This window comes from Pseudoalteromonas sp. FUC4, from assembly GCF_008370255.1.
Taxonomy (GTDB): Bacteria; Pseudomonadota; Gammaproteobacteria; order Enterobacterales; family Alteromonadaceae; genus Pseudoalteromonas.
The window spans coordinates 410,284-435,217 of sequence record NZ_SEUI01000001.1; the positions used below are offsets into that span (position 1 = coordinate 410,284).

The following is a 24,934-nucleotide window of genomic DNA, read 5'->3' on the forward strand; positions in this document are numbered from 1 at the left end:
AGTAAAATACTTACAGGGGTTTTATTTTAGTTTCTAAGTATGGTTATTTAGCAGCAAGTGCTTGTTTAAATACATTTTTAAAGCGTTCGAAATCTTCAATATGCGGCAGGTGCCCTAAATTATCCAGTTCAAATAATTGTGCGTCAGGGATAAGTGTTGCAGCGTGTTTGCCTAATTTATCATATCGACCAAGCTCGTAATCAACACCGTCTTTTTTCCAGTTACGGCCAGGGCCTGTTCTATCGCGTGTACCAATAATTAATTTAACAGGCACGGCAAAGTCCTTAAATTCAGTAATTACCGGTTGAGTGAAAATCATATCGTATGTTTTAGCGTTAACCCATGCCATTTGCTCTTTATCTGGACCTTGTATTTGCCCGGTTATAAAGTCTGTAAGGGCTGAATATGTGGCGTTCCACTTTCCATCATAATAGTTTTTTTGCTGATATTTTCTTACGCCTTCTGGCGTTTTTGAAAATTCGTTTTTATAGAAAAAATTGGTATCTTTGTAATCAACATACTGCAAGTAGTTTTCAAGCCCAATAGGGTTGAGTAAAATTAATTTGCTTGTTGTGTTTGGGTACATTAATGCAAAACGACTCGCTAGCATCCCACCCATAGAGTGTCCTAATACAATTGACTCTTTTATATTAAGTGAATCCATTAACGCATGAGTATGGTGAGCAAGAGCCGCAAATGAATACTGGTAATTAGTTGGTTTAGATGATTTACCAAAACCAATTTGATCAGGAATTAATACGCCGTAGCCTAAAGATTGCAGGTATTGCGCAGTGGTAGTCCAGTAATCTGCATTAAAATTTTTGCCGTGCATAAGCGTAACTGTAGGCATGTCGGATTTGGTAGGCTTTAAGTAAATATACGCCATTTTAAGAGACTGTTTTTGAGACTCTATGTTAAAGTAATTTACTTTAAAGTCGTACTGGTAACTGCTTAAAAGTGCATCATAAGAAAGTGAAGAGGTATCTTGCGTTGTGCTCGCTAATGCATTGTTTGTTAATAACAATAAAGTAGAAAAGCAAATAACTTTAATCGACGACATTTGGTTACTCCAATTACGGACAAATAATATGAGCTCTAATATATAAAACTCAGAATAATTCATTATAGTAACCAAACCTTAAGCACTATTCAATTGAGGCTTTGTCATACTCAAAGTTGTTTAATTGGGAGATGAAAAAAGCGAAGCTAAAATAGAGCTTCGCTTATTATTGTAGGGTAAAGCGAGTATCGTTAAAGCTTAAAATGTCCACTCTACATGGATTTGTGGTACTGACTCAGTGACTTCAGTACCTAGTTTATTGTGCCAGTATTGTAATTCCATACCCAATAGTAGTGTGTTTTCTTTCATTTGAAGAGCGTGGCCCATATCCCATACTAAAATAGGTTGTGCGAGTATCCACGCCTCTACATCGTTACCAAATTCATCTTCACGTTCTGCAATGTATTCAGCGTGGCCTTTAAAGCTAAACTTTTGTGAGCCAATAGAGAAAGGATACTCAAAAGCTACATCAAGCATCCAGCTATTTGTTTCAATAGGAGCCCCGCCTTTTGCTACACCTTCACTATCGTCAATGTAAGCTGTGAACAGCGTTTGAAAAAAGTTAAACCCAGGTACATCCCAGCTTAATTTAACACCAGGCAAGTATTTCATTACTTTAGCGTCGCCAGCCACATTAATACCGCCGGTAAGGCCCACATCTAATAATGCGCCAGCGCCAATATTTTCGCCGCTAATGGCCGATAAGCTTACCGTTGAATACCATTCACCATAAAAATCAGCATCTTGGTAACCATCATCGGTATCGTCTTTACTGTAATCGATAAAAAAGAAGTTATCGCCGTAATCGTAACCCGATGCATGTTGAACCGAGTAAACCGTTGTGTCTGACTCTTGCTCAGTGAATGGGTCTTTTTGGTTGCCATTATTAATATGTAGTGCTGTGCTGCTCCAATTAGCCGCAAAAGCAGAAGACGATAAAGCAATTGATGTAAAAGTAACGAGAGGAAGTAATTTTTTAAATTTCATATCTGTATTTAACTATAATTTTAGTGACACGCGAAGGCGCGCATTATAGCAAAAGTGATTGATATGTAGAGTATTATTTTAACATATGTTGCAGCTTACTTATTAAGCTGCAACATAGTATAGGTGTTTAAATTATGCTTTATTACGGCGTAAGCAAATAACTGCAATGGCAGTAAATGCCAAAATAAAACAGTAATAAGAAGACGTTGATACTTCCCACGGGCTAATTTTAAACGTAGCGCCTAACAGTAGCGCTTGTGCGCCATAAGGCAATGAACCCTGTGTTACACAAGCAAAAATATCAAGCAAACTAGCTGAACGTTTACCGGTTATTTCACCGTCATCAGCAAGCTTTTTAGCAATAGGGCCGGCCACAATAATAGACACTGTGTTATTAGCAATACATACATTACTTGTTAAAACTAACGCAGCGATACCTAATTGATCTGCCACTTTACGGTGCCATTTTGCAATGATTTTAGTAATCGCTTGAATTTTTTGAGCAATGTAATCAAGGCCACCGTTAATACGAATAAATTCAGATAAGCCACCAATAAACATAGAAAGTAAAAATATTTCCTGCATATCGGTAAAGCCTTTGTAAATATCTTTTACAAAGCTTGCGCCTTCGTAGCTGCCGGTAAAGCCCATTAGCGCAGCAAATACAATACCGCTAAATAGCACCACAAACACGTTCATACCGGCAACAGCCAATACTAAAATAAAGGCATAAGGCAGCACTAATAATAAATCAAAATCTTTTGTTTCTACTGCTTGTGGAGCAGGTGTTAAATAAAGCAGCAAAGCAATGGTTAATACGGCAGCAGGAACCGCTATTTTTAAGTTTTCTTTAAACTTGTCTTTCATTTCACAGCCTTGCGTACGTGTTGCAGCAATGGTTGTGTCTGAAATAATAGAAAGGTTATCACCAAACATTGCGCCCGATACTATAGTACCGGCCATTAATGCTGGATCTATACCTGTTTTAACGGATACCGCATAAGCAATTGGCCCTATAGCACCAATGGTACCCATTGATGTACCCATTGCAGTAGAGACAACCGCAGCAATTAAAAATAGCCCTGGTAATAACAGCGACGGTGGAATAAGTGACAAGCCAGCGTTTACAACCGCATCCACACCACCGGTGGCACTTGCTACTGCCGAAAATGCACCAGCAAGTAAATAAATTAAACACATGGTAATAATGTTGTTGTGTCCTGCGCCTTTAATAAATGTTTCTACACATTGGTTTACAGTGCCTTTGTTTAAAATAAAGGCAAGCATAATAGCGGGTAGTATAGCAACCGGCGCTGGGAGCTGGTAAAAAGCGTAATCAACCCCTTGCGATTGTAAATATAAACCTGAGCCTAAAAAAAGGGCTACAAAGGTAAGAAGGGGAAGCAAAGATAGAATTGCTTTGTTTTTATTAAATGTTGGCTGCATTGTATTCCTCATAACCAGTTAATATAACCACAGCCAAAACTCCTCTTTTAGCTGAATTTAGTAGATCACTCTTTATAAAAAAGTAGATGACCACAGCGCCCGCAAGCCAAAGACCAAATCGACGCGAAAGAGAAGTTTAAATGTATAGATGGCTAAAGTAAACTGGTATTGTTATTATTATTTAATTAAGGGCTTACCTGACTATTGCACGACTTTTAGATAATATCTACCGGTGTGCGATTATATGCGGCTAATAATTGCTCAAAGCAAGTTTAGGTCGGCAAATTAGTCAGGGTACGCAACAACAGATCCAACTAAATCAGATTAAGGCAATAACAATGAATCGAATAGGTGTTTTTGGTGCTAACGGCAGAATGGGCTTAGCCCTATTAGAAGCCGCGACAATTAAAGAGCAAACACAACTTGGTGGTGCGTATGTTCGCAGCAGCTCATCGTTATTGGGTATTAATGTAAATCAAGTAAACAGTGCAGCCGACAAAGCCATTAGCTTTAGCGACGAGAGCAAGGTTGCTGATGTTGATGTACTTATCGACTTTACGTTACCAGCAGGTATGCGCAATCACTTAAAAACAGCGGTGGATAAAAAACTGCCTATGGTTATAGGCACCACAGGTTTAACTAGCGAAGACATGGCATTATTAGAAAATGCTGCTAAACATATTCCTATTGTGTTTGCGCGTAACTACAGCGTTGGCGTTAATGTGCTACTTAACCTAGTGCAAACAGCGGCCACTAAATTTGGTGACGACCTAGATATAGAAGTTTTTGAAGCGCATCATCGTCATAAAATAGATGCGCCATCGGGCACAGCATTAGCCATTGGTGAATCTATTGCACAGGCTAAAGGGTGGGATCACGATGAAGTAGCGGTATACGACCGCAGCCAAGTAGAAACAGCTAAATCTCAAAATGAGATTGGTTATTCTGTCCTAAGAGGGGGCGATATAGTAGGTGAACATACCGCATACTTCGCTACAATGGGCGAAAGGCTTGAATTAACACATAAAGCAAGTTCAAGAATGACGTTCGCTCTAGGAGCTGTAAGGGCTGCAAGCTGGTTGAAAAATAAACCCGCAGGACTTTATGACATGCAAGATGTGCTAGATCTTAAGTAGTTTAGTTACTATTTTAACTGTTTGGGTCTAATTTTACCTACAGAGACTTATTTGTAACAATTAACCAAATAATGTTAGACCTAAATAGCAACTTCATGTAATATGCAGCCAATTTGCCAAAAATTACTAAATGCGTGTTTCCAATTATACCCAAGTGGCTAGTAAATCCAGGGTTTCAGTGGGAATGAAAATAGTTTTAGGCAAGAAAAATGATTGAAGGTTGAATGCTTTACATCTGCATCATTTAAGACTGCGTAAAACAATTTAAGCTCACAAAAATCTGGTTTTGACGATCCCTCTGGGTATTGGCGGGGTGTTAAGCAATTGCTTACTCCCGTTTTTTACTGTTAGGAGGTTTAACTTGACTAAATCCGCTCTGTTAGTCCTAGAAGACGGCACAGTGTTTCGCGGTACTGCAATCGGCGCTGACGGCATGTCAGTCGGTGAAGTGGTATTCAATACGTCTATGACTGGTTATCAAGAAATTTTGACTGATCCATCATACGCGGAACAAATCGTAACTTTGACGTACCCACATATCGGTAATACGGGTACCAACAGCGAAGACGAAGAAGCGAATCAAATTTGGGCTAAAGGCCTAGTGATCCGTGATTTGCCACTGCTAGCAAGTAACTTTCGTAACGAGCAATCGTTAGATGATTACTTGAAAGAACGTAATATTTTAGGTATTGCGGACATCGACACCAGAAAGCTAACTCGAATTTTGCGTGATAAAGGCGCACAAAATGGGTGTATTGTTGCCGGTGACGAGCTAGACGAAAATAAAGCGTTACAAGCCGCGCAAGCCTTCCCAGGTTTAAAAGGTATGGATTTAGCAAAAGTTGTCTCAACCAAGGAAAATTTTGAGTGGCGCGAATCAAGCTGGACATTAGGTGAAGGATTTAAAACCCTTGACGCTGCTAATGAAAAGTTTCATGTTGTTGCCTACGACTTCGGTGTAAAACGTAATATTTTACGTATGCTTGTAGACCGTGGTTGTAAACTTACAGTAGTACCAGCGCAAACTTCAGCCGCTGACGTACTTGCTTTAAACCCTGATGGTATCTTCCTATCTAATGGCCCTGGCGATCCTGAGCCATGTACTTACGCTATTGAAGCCATTCAAGCCTTTTTAGAAACCGACACACCTATTTTTGGTATCTGTTTAGGTCATCAGTTATTAGCCCTTGCCTCAGGTGCTAAAACAGAAAAAATGAAATTTGGCCACCACGGTGGTAACCATCCAGTTAAAGACCTAGACCGCAATGTAGTTATGATCACAGCTCAAAACCATGGTTTTGCAGCTCAAGAATCAAGCCTACCAAGTACGCTTCGTGCTACGCATAAATCATTATTTGATGGAACGCTTCAAGGTATTCATCGTACCGATAAACCTGCGTTTAGCTTCCAGGGTCACCCTGAAGCAAGCCCTGGTCCACACGATGCAGCACCATTATTTGACCACTTCATCGATTTGATGCAAGCGCGTAAACACTAATTTAACTGGAGTAATAATGCCAAAACGTACCGACATAAAAAGCATTCTTATCTTAGGCGCAGGCCCAATTGTAATTGGTCAAGCTTGTGAATTTGACTACTCTGGTGCTCAAGCGTGTAAAGCACTTAGAGAAGAAGGCTATAGAGTTATATTAGTTAACTCAAACCCTGCAACTATCATGACTGATCCTGAAATGGCCGATGCTACCTACATCGAACCAATTCACTGGGAAGTGGTAGAAAAAATTATTGAAAAAGAAAAGCCTGATGCTGTACTGCCTACAATGGGTGGTCAAACAGCATTAAACTGTGCACTTGATTTAGACAAGCACGGTGTATTGGCTAAGCACGGCGTTGAGCTAATTGGCGCAACGGCTGATGCAATCGACAAAGCAGAAAACCGTGAGCGCTTTGACGTCGCAATGAAAAACATTGGTCTTGAATGTCCTCGTGCTGAAATAGCTCACTCAATGGAAGAAGCTAAAGATACAATGAGCCGAATTGGCTTACCATGTATCATTCGTCCTTCTTTCACCATGGGTGGTACCGGTGGCGGTGTTGCTTACAACATGGAAGAGTTTGAAGAAATTTGTGAGCGCGGTTTAGACTTATCGCCAACAAACGAATTATTGATTGATGAATCACTGATTGGTTGGAAAGAGTACGAAACAGAAGTTGTACGTGATAAAAACGACAACTGTATTATTGTTTGTACCATTGAAAACTTTGACCCTATGGGTGTTCACACTGGTGATTCAATCACAGTTGCACCAGCGCAAACGCTAACCGACAAAGAATACCAAATTATGCGTAACGCCTCTATGGCGGTATTACGTGAAATTGGTGTAGAAACTGGCGGTTCTAACGTGCAGTTTGGTATTAATCCTGAAGATGGCCGTATGGTTATCATTGAGATGAACCCACGCGTATCACGTTCATCTGCACTTGCTTCAAAAGCAACGGGTTTCCCAATTGCTAAAATTGCCGCAAAGCTAGCAGTCGGTTACACGCTTGATGAGCTTCAAAACGATATTACTGGCGGTAAAACTCCAGCATCTTTTGAGCCTTCAATCGATTACGTTGTAACAAAAATTCCTCGCTTTAACTTTGAAAAATTTGCCGGTGCTAACGACCGCTTAACTACGCAAATGAAATCGGTTGGCGAAGTAATGGCGATTGGTCGTAACCAACAAGAATCATTACACAAAGCATTACGTGGCCTAGAAGTTGGCGCAACGGGTTTTAACCCAATAGTTGCACTTGATGATCCTAAAGCGAAAGAAAAGATCATCCGCGAATTACGCGAGCCAGGTGCTGAGCGTATCTGGTACATTGCCGATGCAATGCGCCATGGTATGAGCGTTGATGATGTTTATGAGCTGACTAAAGTTAATCGCTGGTTCTTAGTACAAATAGAAGATATTTTAAAAGACGAAGCAAAAATTAGTGAAGTAGGTATGGCTGGTTTAAATGCCGATTTCCTACGTAAACTTAAACGCAAAGGTTTCGCAGACCCACGTATAGCTGAAATTGCAGGTGTATCTGAAGCTGAAATTCGTAAAAAACGTCACTTATTAAACATCGTGCCAGTATACAAGCGTGTTGATACGTGCGCCGCAGAATTTAGCTCAGATACAGCTTACATGTACTCATCTTACGATGAAGAGTGTGAAGCAAACCCAACAGATAAAGACAAAATCATGGTTATTGGTGGCGGTCCTAACCGTATTGGCCAAGGTATTGAATTTGATTACTGTTGTGTACATGCTTCGCTTGCGCTTCGCGAAGACGGCTATGAAACAATTATGGTTAACTGTAACCCTGAAACGGTTTCTACCGATTACGATACATCAGATAGACTATACTTTGAGCCAATTACACTTGAAGACGTACTTGAAATCGTACGTGTTGAAAAGCCAAAAGGCGTTATCGTGCAGTACGGTGGTCAAACACCACTTAAATTAGCGCGTGAGCTTGAAGCGAATGGTGTGCCAGTAATTGGTACTTCACCTGATGCGATTGACCGTGCAGAAGACCGCGAACGTTTCCAACAACTTGTTGAACGCCTGAACTTACTTCAGCCAGAAAATGCAACAGTAACTTCAACTGAAGAAGCACTACTTAAATCAGTTGAAATTGGCTTCCCACTAGTTGTACGTCCGTCGTATGTATTAGGTGGTCGTGCAATGGAAATTGTATACGATGAAGACGATTTACGTCGTTACATGACCGAAGCTGTATCTGCATCAAACGAAGCACCTGTATTACTGGACCGTTTCTTAGATAACGCAATTGAAGTTGACGTTGACGCAATTTGCGACGGCGAGCAAGTAATTATTGGCGGTATCATGGAGCACATTGAGCAAGCGGGTGTTCACTCTGGTGACTCAGCATGTTCATTACCAGCACATTCTTTATCGCAAGAAGTGCAAGATGTAATGCGCAAGCAAGTAACAGATATGGCGCTTGAGCTTGGTGTTGTTGGCTTAATGAATACACAGTTTGCTGTAAAAGATGGCAAAGTGTACTTAATTGAAGTTAACCCGCGTGCAGCACGTACAGTACCGTTTGTATCAAAAGCAACCGGTGTGGCGCTTGCAAAAGTAGCGGCTCGTTGTATGGCGGGTCAGTCTTTGGCAAGCCAAGGTATTACTAAAGAAGTGATCCCTCCTTATTACAGCGTTAAAGAAGTTGTACTGCCATTTGCTAAGTTTCAGGGTGTGGATCCAATCCGTGGTCCTGAGATGCGCTCAACGGGTGAAGTGATGGGTGTTGGTGATACTTTCGCCGAAGCATTCGCAAAAGCACAATTAGGTGCAAGCAACACTTTACCACGCGGTGGTCGCGCGTTATTATCTGTTCGTAATAGCGATAAGCCACGCATTGTTGAATTAGCCAAGATCATGACCGACTTAGGTTTTGAACTTGACGCAACAGGTGGCACGGCACACGCTCTTGAAGAAGCAGGCATTGAAGTACGACGTGTAAACAAAGTATATGAAGGCCGCCCGCATATTCTTGATTATATCAAGAATAAAGAGTACAGCTATATCGTTAATACCACCGAAGGTCGCCAAGCGATCGAAGATTCGAAGGTGTTACGTCGTGGTGCATTGCAAAATAAAACCAACTATACGACAACCTTGAACGCAGCTTTTGCTAACTGTACTGCTAACAAAGCAGATGACCGTAGTAAAGTAACGTCAGTTCAAGAGCTACACCTGCGATTGAACTAAGGAAATGTGCCAAGGCCAACTAGGGCCTTGGTGTTAAGTGAGAAAAGTATGCAATCAATTCCGATGACAGTTCGTGGCGCAGATTTACTGCGCAAAGAGCTTAACGAATTAAAAACAGTTACCCGTCCTAAAATCGTAAGTGATATTGCGGTTGCACGTGAACATGGTGACTTAAAAGAAAACGCTGAGTACCACGCCGCGCGTGAGCAACAGGGTTTTTGTGAAGGTCGTATTCAAGAAATTGAAGCAAAGCTTTCAAATGTTCAAATTATCGATGTAACTAAAATGCCAAATACGGGCAAAGTTATTTTTGGCACAACAGTAACTATAGTAAATGTAGATACTGATGCAGAAGTAAAATACCGTATCGTAGGCGATGATGAAGCAGATATTAAAAACAACTTAATTTCTGTTAATTCACCGATTGCACGTGGCTTAATTGGTAAACAAATGGACGACGCAGTGTCTATTCAAACGCCAAAAGGTATCGTTGAGTACGAAATCATTGAAGTTGAGTATCTTTAACGCGTAGCTCACTTTAACGTTTTAAATAAAAACCGATGTATTTACATCGGTTTTTTTATGCCTTAAATAAGTCGCTATAACAATTAATCACTATACTGTTCAGGGTATTCATATTGCATAAAGATTAAGCATGATGATATAGGTACATAATCACTTTATACCAATCTGCTTATATATGGGGTCTATTTAACGTTAATAAAATTACGCTAGAACTAGGCAAAAGTTTTTATATCTAGTTGTTCTAAATAAAAAACTTTTAACGACGTTATAGTGCAATTTAATTCGTTAAATTGATCAAAGATTTATGCAGGTTGGTATTATTAAAAAGGAACACTCAATGGCTAATATACTTTACCCAGCGCCTTTAAAAGTAGGTTCTAAAATTGCTATTTGCTCGCTTTCATCTGGGCTAAAAGAAAAGTATCACGGACGATTAGATATTGTTATAAATGGACTAAAACAACGAGGGTATAATGTTGTTGAAGGCGAGTTTTTACGTCAAAACAAACCACGTGAACAGCTTAATGCTAAAGCGCATGCTAAGCAGCTAATGGGTTTTTTATTAGATGATGAAATAGATGCGATTATGCCGCCAATGGGTGGTGAGCTGGCAATGGAAATACTACCACTACTTGATTTTAACGCCATTAAAGAAGCAAAGCCTAAGTGGTTAGTTGGTTTTTCTGATGTGAGTACTATTGCATGTGCATTGACTGCTAAGTGCCAATGGGCAACGCTTCACAGCGCCAATCTTATGCAGTTACACCCTGATGAAAAAAATCCGTATAGCCTACAAATATTTGAAACTCTGACCTACGAAGCCGGTAGTAAATTTGAGCAAGGACCTTCTTCTTTATATCAAAAAAACAAGCCTAATTACGCGCAAAACCCGAACGAATTACTCAGCCCGAGTGAGCCCACAAACTGGCAATGTTTAAACTACACAGATAAACGTACTATAGAAATGTCTGGTCGGTTATTTGGTGGGTGTTTAGATACCGTAGGTTTATTGCTCGACTCGCCATTTTTAGCGCTGCATGAGTTTAAAAAGGACAGTGCGCCCGAAGGGCTTATTTTATACCTCGAAAACTCAGAACTTACACCAACAACCGTTGCACGATTTTTACTGTCATTAAAATTAGCCGGTATATTTGATGATATCAATGGCTTGGTTTTAGGGCGAAGTGAAATAACACAAGGTCATTATGATGCCTTTGACTATCGCCATGCGTTAGATGTAGCGTTAGGTGGGTGTTTATTTCCTGTAATTTTTGATGCAGATATAGGGCACGTTCAACCGAACTTAAATTTGGTCAATGGTGCTACCTGTACGCTGGTTGCAGATATAAACGAAGGTATTGTAGAGTGCGCATCGTTAAATATTCAACTTTCGTAGTTTTTATTGTGTTTAGTTTTGAAAAACAAATAAATACAAGCGTATAATAGGCTTACAGTAAGTGCTAACGCTTACTGTAAATTCTCAGGGCGGGGTGAAATTCCCCACCGGCGGTATGTTTAATGTTATTTGTAACTTAAATGAGCCCGCGAGCGCTTTATTTAACTTATTTTTACAGTAATTAGGTTAAGTAAAGGTCAAGCAGATCTGGTGAGATGCCAGAGCCGACGGTTACAGTCCGGATGAAAGAGAATATGGCTTATTATACTAAAACCAATTTTGTTAAAGACATGAACGTTGTATCGCATTAAGTGAGCTATTTTCTTAGCGCTATAATTAGTCACTAATTTAATGTTATTGGTATAACAGTGTGCGCTGCATTTTGCTGCGTGCTTTTTGTTATTTTATTTAAGCTATTTTGGTAGTGTTCGCTTTAAATTTTAGGCGATAAATTACTGATCCTTTCACAGTCCTGAATCTATTATTTTTTATTTGGAATATAATGATGATTCAGTCTCTACTTACTCAATTCGGCGAAAGCCATACCCGCGTACAAAGCGCAATTATTGCACTACAGCAAGGGCAAGGCGTACTTGTTGTTGATGATGAAAACCGTGAAAATGAAGGCGACTTTGTTTTTTCAGCTGAGCACTTAACGACTTCTCAAATGGCTGAAATGATCCGCGAAGGCAGCGGCATTGTTTGTTTATGCATGGGAGAGGAGCGCATTAACCAGCTCGACTTACCGCAAATGGTAACCCACAACACCAGTCAAAATAATACCGCTTATACAGTCACTATTGAAGCTAAGCATGGCGTTACAACGGGCGTGTCAGCTGTTGATAGAGTAACTACTATAAAAGCAGCGACAGCCGATAATGCAAAACCAAGTGATTTATCGCGCCCTGGCCATGTATTTGGTTTAAAAGCACAAACGGGCGGCGTATTAGTGCGCCGTGGCCATACCGAAGCATCCGTTGATTTAATGCAACTTGCCGGCTTGAAACCATTTGGCGTAATTTGCGAACTAACAAATCCAGATGGTTCAATGGCGCGCTTACCTGAGGTGAGTGATTATGCTAATAAACATAATATGACTGTGGTCTCTATTGAAGATTTAGTGCAATACATTCAGGCTGCACAGCGCAAAGTAGGTTAAACCGCTTTAAAGCAAAAAACCACTTATTTAAATAAGTGGTTTTTATAATATTGTTATCATTTAAGTTTATAACGTATTACTTATAAAACCTGAATAACTTGCTCTTTTGCCAAACGAGATTTAGGTAACTTAGCATTATAATCTTCAGCGTTATCGTGATAGCCAAGTACTAGTGCGACATCGCATATGTAACCATCGAGTTCTTTTTCAAAAACTTCGCCAATCAGCTGTGCATCTACGCCTTCCATTGGAGTTGAATCAATCCCTAAACGTGCAGCTGTATGCATAGTGTTACCCAATGCAATGTAAGTTTGTGCTTTAGTCCATGCTGCATTGTTACCTTGCTCATCAGTATTCATATCAACAAATACATAAGCACCAAAAGCTTGTTCGCGGTTTTCTGCTTGTGTACGACCATTTTTAATGTCTGCATCAATTACTTGTGCGTAGTCATCGCGGGTATATTTAGGGTTGTGAGCAAATAATATTATATGCGAAGCTGTTTTAATGTGTGGCTGGTTAAACGCAAATTTATTAGCAAATGTACTATGCATACGCTCTTTAGCCTCATCTGATTCAATTACGATGAATTTCCAAGGCTGCGAGTTAATAGATGAAGGAGACAGGCGCATAGCTTTGTAAATAACGGCTAAGTCGTCTTGAGATACACGTTTCGTTGCGTCGTAACGTTTTGCTGTGTAACGCTTTTCCAAGTCATTAATAATAGGGTGAGTCATTAGTTTCTCCATTGAGCAGGTGTTTTACCAGTATTTACTTTGTTGAGTTAGTTTTAGTAAAACAAACCCTCTTAAAAATTTATTACAAAAATAATATCGAGTTTTTAAATCACTCTACTTATTTAATTCAATTGATATCTACGTAAAGTAAGGCTTATCAATATAGCTAGGTGCAGATAGTAGTGGGTTATTACAATATGATAAACAGGTATATGGTTGAATCATTATCAAATATTATTAGGTAATAGTTTCTTTAATAAATACAAATACAGTCATAGCCACCCCGAAATATTGGCTGAAGACACCAGTTACATTGGTGCCTTCAATTAATTCAGGTAGCGCGTATTTGGTATTTATAGAATTAAAAACCTTCCAACACTATTTTGCCAATAGAGCGACCTCCTTCAAGTTCTGCGTGTGCAATACGCAGGTTGGCCGCATTTATAACGCCTAAGTTTTTACCAATTGTTGTTTGAATGTGGCCCTGATCAATTAACTCAGCGACATGATTTAACAACTTACTTTGCTCAATTAAATCTTTAGCATTAAACATTGAGCGGGCAAACATAAATTCCCAATGTAGCGATAAGCTCTTCATTTTTAATTTACTTACATCTAATGACTCAGGATCGTCAATCATTGCAATTTTACCAAAGGGTGCAAGTACCTCTGTATATGCTTCTAAGTAAGAATCAGTACTATGCAAACTTGCTACATGTGTTACCGAGCCAATATTTAATGCATCAATTTGAGCGGGTAATGGTTTTGTATGATCAACAATATAATCAGCACCTAGCTTTTTAACCCATGCTTTTGAGCTCTCACGCGATGCAGTGGCAATCACCGTTGCGCCCGTAATCGCTTTAGTAAGCTGAATAAAAATAGAGCCAACGCCACCAGCGGCACCTGTTACTAAAATAACTTCGTCTGTTTTTATTTTTGTATCAGCTGCTTGTTTTACAATGTTTAAATGCTCAAATAATAATTCGTACGCTGTTATTGCCGTAAGGGGCAACGCAGCTGCTTCAGCATTGTTTAAACTTTGTGGTTTGAACCCTACAATGCGCTCATCCACTAATTGAAATTCTGCATTACTACCTGGGCGGGTAATATCACCAGCGTAATAAACCGCATCGCCCGGTTTAAATGCCGTTACAGCATCGCCGATTGCAACAACTTCACCAACTGCATCCCAACCAATAACTTTTATTTCACCATCAGCAGGGGGCATAGATGCACGCACTTTGTAATCCGCTGGGTTAACTGCAATAGCTTTAACTTTAATTAATAAATCGCGACCTGTTGCAACTGGCTGTGGTAATTCAACATCAATTAACGATTCAGGGTTAGTAATAGAAAGAGATTTTTTATAACCAATGGCTTTCATAATAAATGTCCTAATTTGTTTACATATAAGGTGCAAGCCATGCTTTGGCTAGCTGATGGATATATAATAGACCTTGCTTTAACATAGATAAACCGCATAATTGTTGAATCATTATCAAATATAAATAGATAATATGAACATAGAAGATTTAAAACTTATTTTAAAAGTCGCTGAGTTTAGAAGTATTACGCTCGCAGCTGCTAAGTTAGATATGCGTACAGCCACAGCAAGCGCTGCTATTAAACGTGTTGAGTCAGCCCTTGGTAGTGAGCTGTTTGTTCGTACAACACGTCATTTGAGGTTATCGGCTGCTGGGGAGCGCTACATACCACAATGTGAGCAGGCTTTGGCAGTACTTGAGCTTGCAAAGCAAAACCTTAAAGGTGGGCACGACGAAATAGAAGGCGAATTGCGTGTTGCCCTTTCATCTGACTTAGGTCGTAACTTAGTGATCCCATGGATTGATGAACTTATGGATACTTATCCAAAGCTAAGTTTAAGAACGCATATAAGTGATAGTAATATCGACTTTTACCGTGACTCAGTTGATATAGCGCTTCGTTATGGCTCGCCTAATGATGCTAGCGTTTATGGTTTTAAAATTTGTAACGTACCGCGCTTGTTATGTGCAACTGACGAATATCTCTTACAAAATGGGGCTCCCGTGCATCCTGATGATTTAGCATCGCATCAAGGTTTGTTTTATCAGTTGCAGGATATTATAAATAATACGTGGGAATTCACCGATGGTGAGTCAAAATATAAAGTTAAAATGGATGGTAGGCGCGCCTCAAACGATGGCGATTTAGTAAGGCGCTGGTGCGTTGCGGGTAAGGGCTTAGCTGTAAAGTCAGCACTTGATATAGCCGACGATTTACTCAATGACAGGGTGGTTACTGTTATGCAAGATTATCAACATGTTAATGGTGAACTTTGGCTTATTTGCCCAAGCAGGCAGTCAATAACCCCAGCGGTGCGTTTACTACGTGATGCATGCAGAGCAAAGTCCCAAGCTATTTTGCAGCAGTTGGTAAAGAAAGGAATTATTGATAAAAGCGTACTGAGCTAATTAGTCTACTTAATAATGCCACTGGCTTAGAGCTGGTGGCATTTATCGTATTCGCTAACTTAGCTTTTTATTAAAAAACTCAACGGTACGTTGCCATGCAAGCTCGGCATTGTCTTTATCATATCGACCTGTCGAGTCGTTATGAAAACCATGATTTGCCCCTTTATACATATGCATAGTGTATTCAACATTATTAGCTTTTAAATCTTGTTCGTACTGTGGCCACGACGCGTTTACACGTTTATCCAGCTCGCCTAATTGAATCATTAACGGTGCTTTAATATTTTTACGTAAACTTTCACTGGCGGGAGTGCCGTAAAAAGGCACGCCAGCGCTGATTAAATTACTATCTACTGCCGCTAAATAATTAACAATGTAGCCACCAAAACAAAAACCGACAGCGCCTAACTTACCGTTACTGTTAGCATGTGATTTTAAAAAGTGCGCAGCAGCTACAAAATCGTTTTGAATTTTAGCTCTGTCCATAGTTTTTTGCATAGCGCGTCCTTCATCATCGTTACCAGGGTAGCCACCCAGTGGAAAGAGCGCGTCGGGTGCAAATGCAATAAAACCAATCTTAGCTAAGCGCCTTGCTACATCTTTTACGTATGGGTTTAATCCACGGTTTTCGTGGACCACAAGTACAACAGGAAGCTTACCTTCTATGTTTTTAGGGGTTACTAAGTAACCTTTGCCTTTACCGTGCCCGTCTGGCGAATCAAATTCTTCGTATGTTGCTTTAATATCATCGTCATTAAACGATACTTGTTCAGCAAGTGCATAGTTAGGTAATAATGCTGATGTAAGTACAGCCATCGAAAAGCCAAGAGCAGCAAGGCCACCGAGTTTTTTCATAAAAGTACGTCGGTCCATTAAACCGTGGGCGTATTCGTCATACCAATCAAAGGCTTCTTGAGGAATGTGATCAGAAGGAGATGTATTCATGGCTGTTCCTTAATTTTATTATGTCTATTTATTATTTAAATACCATAACGTATTAGGGATAAAAAACGAGCAATATTTCTCTCAATTATTAGGACTGTTGCCAAAGTTATCCTGCGTGTTAAAAAATAAGTAATAGAAGTATTGTTAGGAAATAGGTGAATATCATTTTTAAGCTAAAAATAAAAAGCTCGGCATAATATGCCGAGCTTTTTTGGTTGGGATGTTACTTAACTTAGCTGTGAGTAGGCGCTGGTTGGGCATCTACTAGTGGTGGCTTGCCACGCATTTTACGTACTAATCGTTTAGCATCTTCTAGTGCAACATACTGGCACGGTATAAGTATCAGTGTAATTACTGTGGCAAATAACACACCAAAAGCAAGTGATACAGCCATTGGGATAACAATTTTAGCTTGTAAACTCGTTTCAAAAATAATTGGCATTACACCAATAAAAGTCGTGATTGAGGTAAGTAATATCGCTCTAAAGCGACGAGCACCGGCTTGCATTACAGCATCCTTAATCGCAACGCCTTCAGCGCGTGCTTTGTTTACAAAATCAACCATAACGAGGGAGTCATTTACGACCACACCCGCTACAGCAATAATGCCAAACATTGATAAGCTGCTCATAGTCATACCTAAAATCATATGGCCAAACATCGCGCCAACTACACCAAACGGAATAACCGACATTATAATAAGTGGCTGCGAGTAAGAGCGAAGCGGAATCGCTAACAAGGCAAATATAATCATCATTGATATACCAAAGTCACGAAGCTGCTCTGAAGCACTATCCATTTCTTCTTGAATGCGCCCAGCTACATCACTTGTAACGCCAGGGTAACTTTTAAGTAATGTTGGTAAGTATTCATCACGAATTTCTTCTGCAATTGCAAATGGTTCGGCTTGGTCGGTATTTACCGCAGCCCATACGTTTACAGTACGTTTAGAGTTTTCGCGGCGAATACGGTTTACACCGTCAACCAATTTAACTTCGGCTATTTCACTTAGCGGTACTTCAGCGCCAGTAGGCGTAATAATACGCACACTTGCTATGTCACTAATTGAGTTACGTTCGTCTTCTGGGTAGCGGATCATCACTTTAATTTCTTCGCCTTCACGCAATATTCGCTGCGCTTCTAAGCCGTAGTAACTAAAGCTTACTTGCGATGCTACATCAGCAAGCGTTAAACCCATGCTGTAAGCGAGTGGTTTTAAATCAAGTTGCACTTCGTCGGTAGCGCTTTGCATTGAATCGTTTACGTCGCCAACGCCTTCCATTGTTTGTAATTTGGATTTTAATTTACCAGCCACTTCTTTTAGCTCGTCAGCATTTTTGCCTTCAAGTTTAAAGCTAACGTCGCCATCATCTCGACCGCCATTCATTATACTGTCTTGAATGGTCATGGTTTTAATGCCTGGTAGGGCGGGCATTTGCTCGCGCCATAACGCACTTAGGGCAAAGGTATCGATAGGGCGTAAATCAGGCTCTACCAAAATGGCCATAATATTTGCTTGCGTTCGTCCGCGCAGACTTACCGATAAATCGCGGATCATCGGTTTACCGTATTGCTCTTGTAGTTGCTGATCGACCTCTAACAACACGCTTTCTATTTTACGTGCGGTTTCAAGCGTTGCTTGCTCAGACGAAGCAAGGTTCATTTCTATATCAATACGTGGAAAGTCGTGCGGTATTTTAGGGTTTGGTACAAATTTAACTAAACCACCTGCAAACATACCTGCGCTTACAATAAGCAAACACATAAAGCCGACAATTACGGTATAGCGGTAGTGAATACAGCGGCCAACAAAAGGAAGGTAGTAGTTATTTACAAAGCCTTTTAAACTGCTATCAATCACCATTCGTAAGCGATGTAATAGGTTTTTAGGATTTGGTTTACGTGGGTTCATTGCTGCGATATGTGCAGGCAAAATAAGTTTTGATTCAATGAGTGAAAAAATCAAACATAAAATAATCACGCCACCAATTGCTTTAGAAAAAGCAGCGCCAGGGCCGGTTGCCATTGTTTGCGGTAAAAATGCCGCAATGGTAGTTAATACACCAAAGGTTGCTGGCATCGCAACACGTTTTACACCGCGTACAACATTATCAAGAGTGTGGCCGTATTTTTCTATTTCGGCGCTTGCTGATTCGCCCACAACTATGGCGTCATCAACAACAATTCCGAGCACAAGTATAAAGGCAAAGAGTGAGGCTAGGTTAATTGTTACATCTAAAAAGCCAATAGGCATAAACAAAAAGGCGCCCAGAAAAGACACCGGTAAGCCCATCATTACCCAAAATGCTAAGCGTAGCGGTAAAAATAGTGCCAGCACTATCATTACTAACAAGCCACCCCAAATCATGTTATCGACCATCATATCGAGTCGACCTTCAAGGTAGTAAGTTAAATCAACAATAGGAGAGAGCTTAACGCCTGCTGGTAAAAGTGGCTCTTTAGTTGCCATGTAACTTTTAAGGACTTTTGCTACATCGGTAATATCTTGATCTTTTGATGCGTTAACTTCAAACGAGAGTGAATTTTTACCATTATATTTTGAATATTGTAGGCCTTCTTCAAAGCCATCATTAATAGTTGCAACATCGCCTAAATAAATTTGTGCACCATCAGCAAGGGTAATAAGTGGCAGTTTTTCAAACTCAAAACCACGGTAGGCTTGTTTTTCAACACGCATCGAAATATAACCGTTTTCAGAGCGTATTTGCCCCGCCGACATATTGGCCGAAAAGTTTTGTACAGCGCCTGCAATATCTCTAAATGTTAAGCCGTACTCGCGCAGTTTATCAGGGCTGACTTCTATACCAATTTCATATTCTAAGCCGCCGTTAAAATTAACAAGGTTGACGTGAGGCAGTGCTTGTAGCTCGTCTTTTATATCGTTACCAAGCTCTTTTAACTGGTAGTTACTCATGTCGCCGTAAAGCGCGAGTATCATTACCTCTTGCTCAAACTTATCGCGGCGCACAACAGGGCGCTCCATTCCCGCAGGAAAGGTGTTTATTGAATCAACTTGTACTTTAATTTCATCAAGTACTTCTTGTGGATTGTATTGTTCTTCTATTTCAATCCACGCTTGTGAAAAACCACGGTTAGAGTAAGTAATTAGGCGTTTAATGCCTTCAATGCCTTCGAGGTTTTCTTCAACTTTTATGGTTATTCCTTCTTCAACCTCTTGCGGGGCTGCACCTGGGTAAACTGCTTGTACGCTTATCCAGTTGCTTTCAAACTGTGGGAACATTTGTTTGCGAATGGTCATCGCCATTAAAATACCGCCCACTAATATAAATATCATTAGTAGGTTGGCTGCAACGGGATTTCGGGCAAACCATGCTATTAACCCTGTTTCACGAGTGTTCATGATTATTCCTCTTTCAGCGCAAGTTGAGTTACATCAGTTTTATCAGGCGCAATATCTTCAACTTTTACTGCCATACCTTCAGTTGGGTATTCAAGCGCTGAGGTAACAATTTGCTCGCCATTTTTTAACCCTTGGCTGGCTATAATCATGCCGTTTTGTTCGCGTATAATATTGAGGGTTTTAAACGACAATGTTAAATCGTCATTTAAAATTACAATTTTATTATCTTTAACTAAGTGGTGCGCAACAATAATTGCGTTATCAAGCGGGCGACCTTCAATGGTAGCGTTAATGTACGAACCAAAACGAAGAGGGCGTGTTTTATCGCCATAAGGTGTTGAAAGTTGTGCAACCAAGTAGCTCATGCGGCTTGTTTGATCAACCACACCTTCGGTGCGAATTACTTTGGCTTGCCACATTGTTTGCTTACCCGCGTATTCTGCGTTAAATGTAACGTTTGAACCTACGCCGCCATTTTTTAAATATTGCAGTTCTTGATCGGCAACCGGTAAACGTACCTCTGCAACTGAGGTTGCGCTTAGTGCGCCAAAACTATTACCTGGGTTTACTACTGATCCCAAGCTAATTGTGCGCTCATTAATAATGGCATCATAAGGGGCTTTAACATAAGTACGTTCAAGATTGCGGCTAGCACGCTTAACACTTGCTTGAGCAGAGCGGTAACGCGCTAGTTTTTCGGCCAGCTGTGGTTTTCGTAAATAAAGTTCTGATGCAATAGCTTCGCTTGAGTCGGATTTAATACGTTCCCATTCAGCTTTTGCTACATGTGCTTGTGCGCGTTCTATTTCAAGTGCTGAGCTTGCTTGTGCTAAACCTGCTTGTGCTTCAATAAAGTCTGCCTCGTAATCATTTGCATCAATTCGTGCTAAAATATCGCCTTGCTTTACAAACGCGCCTTCAACAAATTGATCTGATACCGAAATAACTTGCCCGCTAACTTGTGCTATTAGCTCGGTACGATACTTTGGTTTAACAATGCCGTACGATTTAACATCGAGCGTTATAGAATCTAAAAGTACGCTTTGTGTTGCTACTAAAGGACGTAAATCTTGCTCTGGCTTTTCTTCGGGCGGTTTTTTCATTGCCATAAAGGCGAAAGCTAAAGCAATACCGCCTGCTAAAACAGCGATTGGGAGTATTATTTGTTTTGTAGTAGCCACAAGGCATTCCTTCATAATTGGTGGTGACACAGTAATAATACGCAATAAAGTGTTTACAAGCTGTTTTAAGATGTAACAAAGCATTACATATGTACATTACAACTCAACATGCGGCTAATTACGTCCCTAAAAAGGAATTAAAGTAAGTGTTTTTTATTCAGAGGAAATTATGAAAACCGAATCAATGAACTGCAGGCTAGGCTGCGGCGCATGTTGTATTGCACCAAGTATTAGTTCGCCTATTCCAGGTATGCCAAATGGTAAAAAAGCCGGAGAGCACTGTATTCAACTGGACGAACGTAATTTATGTAAGTTATTTGGTGATGAAAGTCGGCCTAAAGTGTGTAGCGATTTTAGCGCCACGTTTGATGTGTGCGGGTCAACAAATGCACAAGCTCTAGCGCTTATTACAGAGCTCGAAGAGCTCACTTAGTGAGCTATTAAAATACACATATATTTACACTTATCTATTAGTGAGTATTTATTTTAAGTCATTAAAAGCTGTGCTTTTCACGCGAGCAAGCTCTGCGTTTACCGCCAAAGTGTAGGTTTGTGTAGATGTGAAGCTTGCTTACGAGACAGGCAAAGCCTGTAAAAGTGATTTATTCACAAAGAGGGAGGAGGCGCTGCGCTTTTAGAGGAGGAGATTAATTTAAAGTAATAGTTGGCTTTTGTTTTTCTCATTTACTCCTAATTCTTTTCTCTTTGTGTAATATTTTTTCCTAAAAACTGCACTTTTATATAAATAAACACAGCGTTTACAAACCAAAGTATAAATTGAGTTCGTAAACGCTGGCTTTATTTTCTACCAGCTATACGTTGCGCTTAACGTATATTGCTCACCGCGCCCTGGTGTACCTGGTATTTCTTCAAACGACTCATCCCATAAGTTATCTGCCGCTAAGGTGATAAATAAATTACTCAACTGTGGCGGAGTTATTTTAAGTGTTAGCTGGGTAAATAACGCGTTATCATTGCCGTTTCTAAGTGCATTTTTGTGTTGTGTACGCCATTCGTTATCTATTCTAAATTCTAAAATATCAGTTGGGTTGTACACAGCGCCAAGTGTTAAACGGTGATCAGGAAAGTTTAACGCGTAAAAACTGGCATCAATATCGGCTGCGCCGTAGTTTTCTGATTTATGTAAATACGTGTAGCTTGCTATAAGTTTTGCTGTATCAAAGTGCTTAGTCGCTAAAAATTCAACCCCTGCTGTATCAATATCAACCGGGTTTGCAAAGCGCGCTGAAGTTGAATCAAAATTAAAGGTCCAATCGGTTAAGTTATTATCTTTTCGATAAAAAATAGCCGAATTTAACTGCCAGCTTTGTTCTTCAAGCAATAACCCTAACTCTAAGTTTGAAGTGGTTTCGCGCTCAAGGTTGTAGTTACTTCTAAATAACCCGCCTGAATCGCTGCCGCCAATGGCTGTGTAGCCTGCAACTTGGCTCGCTTGCGCGTATGATAAATAAATAGTTTGCGCTGTGCCGTCACTATTTTGGGTGTTTAAGGTTATATCACCAATAGCTGATGCTTCAGCATCATCACGATTTGTATCGTCGTAGGCTGCGCCTAAACGAAAGGTAAGTTGTTGGTTTTTTAGCGCTATTGTGTATTCAGGCAATATACTCAGCTTATAATACTTTCGTGAAGTAAAGTTGTTTTCAAGTGTGGTTGATTCAATAGAGTCATCTATAAATTGTGCAGAGTAATTTATTGCCAGTGCATCACTTTGTTCATGGTGACCTGAAAGTCCAAGCGATTTAACTTCGCTTTTATGAAAAGCTTCAAATGCACTAGGGTTTTCGCGCGAGTAAATATAGTGATCGTCATGGGTACGGTAATACGCCGATACTTCAAAGTGACTGTTTTCAGCGTAGGTTTGTTTGTGATTAAGCATCCAAAGGCGGGTTTCTAAATCTTCAGTTTCGTTAACGCCAAAAGGGGTGTATAAGTTAGGCCACCCAAAAAACTTATCTTGCGAGCCATAAAATAAATCGGTCTGGCTATGCTCGCTTGCTAATTGCACACGTGCTGAGGCGCGCGAAAAGTCATGATCGCCATTATCAATGGTGCCATCACTTTGCGAATGAGAATACTCCCCTTCAAAGCCCAGAGTATAATTAGCTAAGCTATCAAGTTGTGTGTTTTTAGCAGCGTGAATACTTTGCAGGTTAAAGTCGTTTGTGCCAGTACCAAGCGATACACTACCGCCAGTAATAATTGGTTTCCAACCAAACGAAACCGTACCTACAGAGCTGTTCATACCGAACAGTGCGTTATCAGCACCGGTTAAAACATCTGGGCCACTTAGCATTTGTGGTGCAATAGGTATTTCAGCAAAATAATGGCCAGATTGCGGGTCAAGCAGGGTAGCGCTTCCTACTCTAAAACCGGTGTTTTCAAAAATCCCACCACGAATAGTTACATCAGCTTGCGCCTCAGCCATATTACGCGATTGAAGATCAACACGTGGGTCGTACTCTAAATTAGAAATAGGCGAGTCAAATGTACCTACTGGCAACTTATTTGCAGTAGGTGAAGCCTCAACGGTTATCTGTTCGATTGTTGACTCATCAGGTAGCGTATTAGCATAAGCAAATGGGGTAACGCTGCATAAAAGTGCAGGTAATATAATGTGTGGTGTGCGATTCATGTGTTTCTCGTCATTTTTTATTTGTAGCTGCGGTTACAATTAATTTCAAAGCCTACATTTGAGCATGATAAAATAGCTAAATATAACAGCAGTCATTTTGTGCGCGATTGTACATTAATTTGTTAATAACTGCATTTGCTAACCACTTTACTTATTGGGTAACATTTATAATGGATACTAAAGAACATAATACTATTTACTTTGCTGGTGGCTGCCTGTGGGGCGTACAAGAGTTTATGAAACACTTACCAGGCGTTGTTAGTACACAGGCAGGGCGCGCTAATGGGTCAAGTAAAACGACAGATGGCGACTATGATGGTTATGCCGAATGCGTAAAGGTAACTTTTGACCCAAACGCCGTTACTCTAAATAAACTGTTTGACTACTTTTTTGAAATTATTGACCCATACAGCATTAATAAACAAGGGGATGACGTAGGCCCTAAATATCGTACTGCCATTTATAGCAAAAGCCAAGACCATTTAAAGGTCGCTAGCAATTATATCAGCCAGCGAAGTGATGCTGATAAAATTGTGGTAGGAGTAGAGTTGCTAACTAACTACGTGCCAAGCGATCCTGAGCATCAAGACCGTTTAACTAATCATCCTGATGATTACTGCCATATACCGCTTGAGTTATTGCATAAGTATAAAATGAGCTAATTTAAGCTATTTTTTATGGTTTTGCTTTGAATTTTTTTTGTTTAGTTTTTTCTCTTTTTTACGAGGAAACATATCTCTGCTTAGGTAAGGTACCGCTAAAAAAAAGATTCCACATCCTAAATAAAAAAGAAGGTTAAAAAATAAGCAAATGGCGAGGCCGAGAAAAAATAAACCTCAGATTCAACTCTATAATCTGTTGGTGTAAGTACATAACCGTCGTATATAGATTTTACCGCGATTATTACAAGCAATAGCCCTAAAGCAAATGAAAACAAAGAGAATGCTATTTGGTTTAACAGCATTCTGTTATTACTAATATTAGCGTGTTTTATTTTTGGCTTCTTTTTTGGTTTTGTATTATTTGATTGCTTCATGTTTACCAAAAATATAGATTAATTAACTTTCAGACCTAGTATAAGTTTTGAGTACTGTGATCTATATACAAAAAAGCTCACATTACGTGAGCTTTTTTA

19 protein-coding genes and 1 riboswitch are annotated in these 24,934 nt (G+C 40.0%); of the genes, 9 read left to right on the plus strand and 10 right to left on the minus strand.

The annotated features are described in order from the left end of the window. Positions 1-43 precede the first annotated feature (43 nt). The 3 genes from EU510_RS01860 to EU510_RS01870 all read right to left on the minus strand — a co-directional run bounded on the left by EU510_RS01860 (position 44) and on the right by EU510_RS01870 (position 3,493). Positions 44-1,060, minus strand: a complete 1,017-nt coding sequence (locus EU510_RS01860; protein ID WP_149592007.1) for an alpha/beta fold hydrolase — start codon at positions 1,058-1,060, stop codon at positions 44-46. Between the two features lie 198 nt (positions 1,061-1,258). Continuing rightward, entirely contained in the window at positions 1,259-2,047 is a 789-nt protein-coding gene (locus EU510_RS01865; RefSeq protein WP_149592008.1) for a nucleoside-binding protein, read from the minus strand. Positions 2,048-2,179: 132 nt separating this feature from the next. Continuing rightward, positions 2,180-3,493, minus strand: a complete 1,314-nt coding sequence (locus EU510_RS01870; protein ID WP_149592009.1) for a Na+/H+ antiporter NhaC family protein — start codon at positions 3,491-3,493, stop codon at positions 2,180-2,182. Positions 3,494-3,831: 338 nt separating this feature from the next. Here EU510_RS01870 and dapB point away from each other — a divergent pair, with 338 nt between their 5' ends. The 6 genes from dapB to ribB all read left to right on the plus strand — a co-directional run bounded on the left by dapB (position 3,832) and on the right by ribB (position 12,442). Continuing rightward, on the plus strand, positions 3,832-4,629 hold the full coding sequence (gene dapB, locus EU510_RS01875; protein WP_149592010.1) for a 4-hydroxy-tetrahydrodipicolinate reductase: 798 nt from the start codon (positions 3,832-3,834) through the stop codon (positions 4,627-4,629). Between the two features lie 361 nt (positions 4,630-4,990). After that, positions 4,991-6,127, plus strand: coding sequence for a glutamine-hydrolyzing carbamoyl-phosphate synthase small subunit (gene carA / locus EU510_RS01880; RefSeq protein WP_149592011.1), 1,137 nt, complete (start codon positions 4,991-4,993; stop codon positions 6,125-6,127). A gap of 16 nt (positions 6,128-6,143) precedes the next feature. Continuing rightward, the gene (gene carB, locus EU510_RS01885) at positions 6,144-9,362 is read left to right on the plus strand and encodes a carbamoyl-phosphate synthase large subunit (protein ID WP_149592012.1); all 3,219 of its coding nucleotides are present in this window, start codon (positions 6,144-6,146) and stop codon (positions 9,360-9,362) included. Positions 9,363-9,410: 48 nt separating this feature from the next. After that, positions 9,411-9,887, plus strand: coding sequence for a transcription elongation factor GreA (gene greA, locus EU510_RS01890; RefSeq protein ID WP_149592013.1), 477 nt, complete (start codon positions 9,411-9,413; stop codon positions 9,885-9,887). 337 nt (positions 9,888-10,224) lie between these two features. Then, positions 10,225-11,283, plus strand: coding sequence for a S66 peptidase family protein (locus tag EU510_RS01895; RefSeq protein ID WP_149592014.1), 1,059 nt, complete (start codon positions 10,225-10,227; stop codon positions 11,281-11,283). Between the two features lie 76 nt (positions 11,284-11,359). Further along, positions 11,360-11,541, plus strand: a riboswitch (FMN riboswitch). Positions 11,542-11,788: 247 nt separating this feature from the next. Further along, entirely contained in the window at positions 11,789-12,442 is a 654-nt protein-coding gene (gene ribB, locus EU510_RS01900; protein WP_149592676.1) for a 3,4-dihydroxy-2-butanone-4-phosphate synthase, read from the plus strand. An 80-nt stretch (positions 12,443-12,522) separates the two neighbouring features. Here ribB and EU510_RS01905 read toward each other — a convergent pair whose 3' ends face one another. Both EU510_RS01905 and EU510_RS01910 read right to left on the minus strand, forming a co-directional pair. Then, positions 12,523-13,179 (minus strand): nitroreductase family protein, encoded by a 657-nt coding sequence (locus EU510_RS01905; RefSeq protein ID WP_149592015.1) that lies wholly within the window; start codon positions 13,177-13,179, stop codon positions 12,523-12,525. Between the two features lie 361 nt (positions 13,180-13,540). After that, positions 13,541-14,566 carry a zinc-binding alcohol dehydrogenase family protein gene (locus EU510_RS01910; protein ID WP_149592016.1) on the minus strand — a complete coding sequence of 342 codons (1,026 nt, stop codon included), beginning with the start codon at positions 14,564-14,566 and terminating at the stop codon, positions 13,541-13,543. A gap of 133 nt (positions 14,567-14,699) precedes the next feature. Here EU510_RS01910 and EU510_RS01915 point away from each other — a divergent pair, with 133 nt between their 5' ends. Continuing rightward, entirely contained in the window at positions 14,700-15,635 is a 936-nt protein-coding gene (locus EU510_RS01915; RefSeq protein WP_149592017.1) for a LysR family transcriptional regulator, read from the plus strand. Positions 15,636-15,689: 54 nt separating this feature from the next. On the opposite strand, the gene EU510_RS01920 is transcribed toward EU510_RS01915, so the two are convergent. The 3 genes from EU510_RS01920 to EU510_RS01930 form a co-directional block, all read right to left on the minus strand. Next, positions 15,690-16,580 (minus strand): dienelactone hydrolase family protein, encoded by an 891-nt coding sequence (locus tag EU510_RS01920; protein WP_149592018.1) that lies wholly within the window; start codon positions 16,578-16,580, stop codon positions 15,690-15,692. Between the two features lie 232 nt (positions 16,581-16,812). Next, on the minus strand, positions 16,813-19,962 hold the full coding sequence (locus tag EU510_RS01925) for an efflux RND transporter permease subunit (RefSeq protein WP_149592019.1): 3,150 nt from the start codon (positions 19,960-19,962) through the stop codon (positions 16,813-16,815). A 2-nt stretch (positions 19,963-19,964) separates the two neighbouring features. Continuing rightward, entirely contained in the window at positions 19,965-21,143 is a 1,179-nt protein-coding gene (locus tag EU510_RS01930) for an efflux RND transporter periplasmic adaptor subunit (protein ID WP_149592020.1), read from the minus strand. A 169-nt stretch (positions 21,144-21,312) separates the two neighbouring features. Here EU510_RS01930 and EU510_RS01935 point away from each other — a divergent pair, with 169 nt between their 5' ends. Continuing rightward, positions 21,313-21,576 (plus strand): YkgJ family cysteine cluster protein, encoded by a 264-nt coding sequence (locus EU510_RS01935; RefSeq protein ID WP_149592021.1) that lies wholly within the window; start codon positions 21,313-21,315, stop codon positions 21,574-21,576. A gap of 372 nt (positions 21,577-21,948) precedes the next feature. Here the strand turns inward: EU510_RS01935 and EU510_RS01940 are convergent, their stop codons facing one another. After that, positions 21,949-23,799: a TonB-dependent receptor plug domain-containing protein gene (locus EU510_RS01940; protein WP_149592022.1), complete on the minus strand. Its 1,851-nt coding sequence runs from the start codon at positions 23,797-23,799 to the stop codon at positions 21,949-21,951. Between the two features lie 170 nt (positions 23,800-23,969). Between EU510_RS01940 and EU510_RS01945 the strand changes: the two genes are divergently transcribed. Further along, the gene (locus tag EU510_RS01945) at positions 23,970-24,461 is read left to right on the plus strand and encodes a peptide-methionine (S)-S-oxide reductase (protein WP_149592023.1); all 492 of its coding nucleotides are present in this window, start codon (positions 23,970-23,972) and stop codon (positions 24,459-24,461) included. A gap of 116 nt (positions 24,462-24,577) precedes the next feature. Here EU510_RS01945 and EU510_RS01950 read toward each other — a convergent pair whose 3' ends face one another. Then, positions 24,578-24,835 carry a hypothetical protein gene (locus tag EU510_RS01950; protein ID WP_149592024.1) on the minus strand — a complete coding sequence of 86 codons (258 nt, stop codon included), beginning with the start codon at positions 24,833-24,835 and terminating at the stop codon, positions 24,578-24,580. Positions 24,836-24,934 lie beyond the last annotated feature (99 nt).

Excerpts from the sequence above, each read along its gene's own strand:
- EU510_RS01860 (WP_149592007.1), bottom strand. The coding sequence starts at position 1,060 with ATGTCGTCGATTAAAGTTATTTGCTTTTCTACTTTATTGTTATTAACA.
- EU510_RS01865 (WP_149592008.1), bottom strand. The coding sequence starts at position 2,047 with ATGAAATTTAAAAAATTACTTCCTCTCGTTACTTTTACATCAATTGCT.
- EU510_RS01870 (WP_149592009.1), bottom strand. The coding sequence starts at position 3,493 with ATGCAGCCAACATTTAATAAAAACAAAGCAATTCTATCTTTGCTTCCC.
- dapB (WP_149592010.1), top strand. The coding sequence starts at position 3,832 with ATGAATCGAATAGGTGTTTTTGGTGCTAACGGCAGAATGGGCTTAGCC.
- carB (WP_149592012.1), top strand. The coding sequence starts at position 6,144 with ATGCCAAAACGTACCGACATAAAAAGCATTCTTATCTTAGGCGCAGGC.
- greA (WP_149592013.1), top strand. The coding sequence starts at position 9,411 with ATGCAATCAATTCCGATGACAGTTCGTGGCGCAGATTTACTGCGCAAA.
- EU510_RS01895 (WP_149592014.1), top strand. The coding sequence starts at position 10,225 with ATGGCTAATATACTTTACCCAGCGCCTTTAAAAGTAGGTTCTAAAATT.
- ribB (WP_149592676.1), top strand. The coding sequence starts at position 11,789 with ATGATTCAGTCTCTACTTACTCAATTCGGCGAAAGCCATACCCGCGTA.
- EU510_RS01905 (WP_149592015.1), bottom strand. The coding sequence starts at position 13,179 with ATGACTCACCCTATTATTAATGACTTGGAAAAGCGTTACACAGCAAAA.
- EU510_RS01910 (WP_149592016.1), bottom strand. The coding sequence starts at position 14,566 with ATGAAAGCCATTGGTTATAAAAAATCTCTTTCTATTACTAACCCTGAA.
- EU510_RS01915 (WP_149592017.1), top strand. The coding sequence starts at position 14,700 with ATGAACATAGAAGATTTAAAACTTATTTTAAAAGTCGCTGAGTTTAGA.
- EU510_RS01920 (WP_149592018.1), bottom strand. The coding sequence starts at position 16,580 with ATGAATACATCTCCTTCTGATCACATTCCTCAAGAAGCCTTTGATTGG.
- EU510_RS01925 (WP_149592019.1), bottom strand. The coding sequence starts at position 19,962 with ATGAACACTCGTGAAACAGGGTTAATAGCATGGTTTGCCCGAAATCCC.
- EU510_RS01935 (WP_149592021.1), top strand. The coding sequence starts at position 21,313 with ATGAAAACCGAATCAATGAACTGCAGGCTAGGCTGCGGCGCATGTTGT.
- EU510_RS01940 (WP_149592022.1), bottom strand. The coding sequence starts at position 23,799 with ATGAATCGCACACCACACATTATATTACCTGCACTTTTATGCAGCGTT.
- EU510_RS01945 (WP_149592023.1), top strand. The coding sequence starts at position 23,970 with ATGGATACTAAAGAACATAATACTATTTACTTTGCTGGTGGCTGCCTG.
- EU510_RS01950 (WP_149592024.1), bottom strand. The coding sequence starts at position 24,835 with ATGAAGCAATCAAATAATACAAAACCAAAAAAGAAGCCAAAAATAAAA.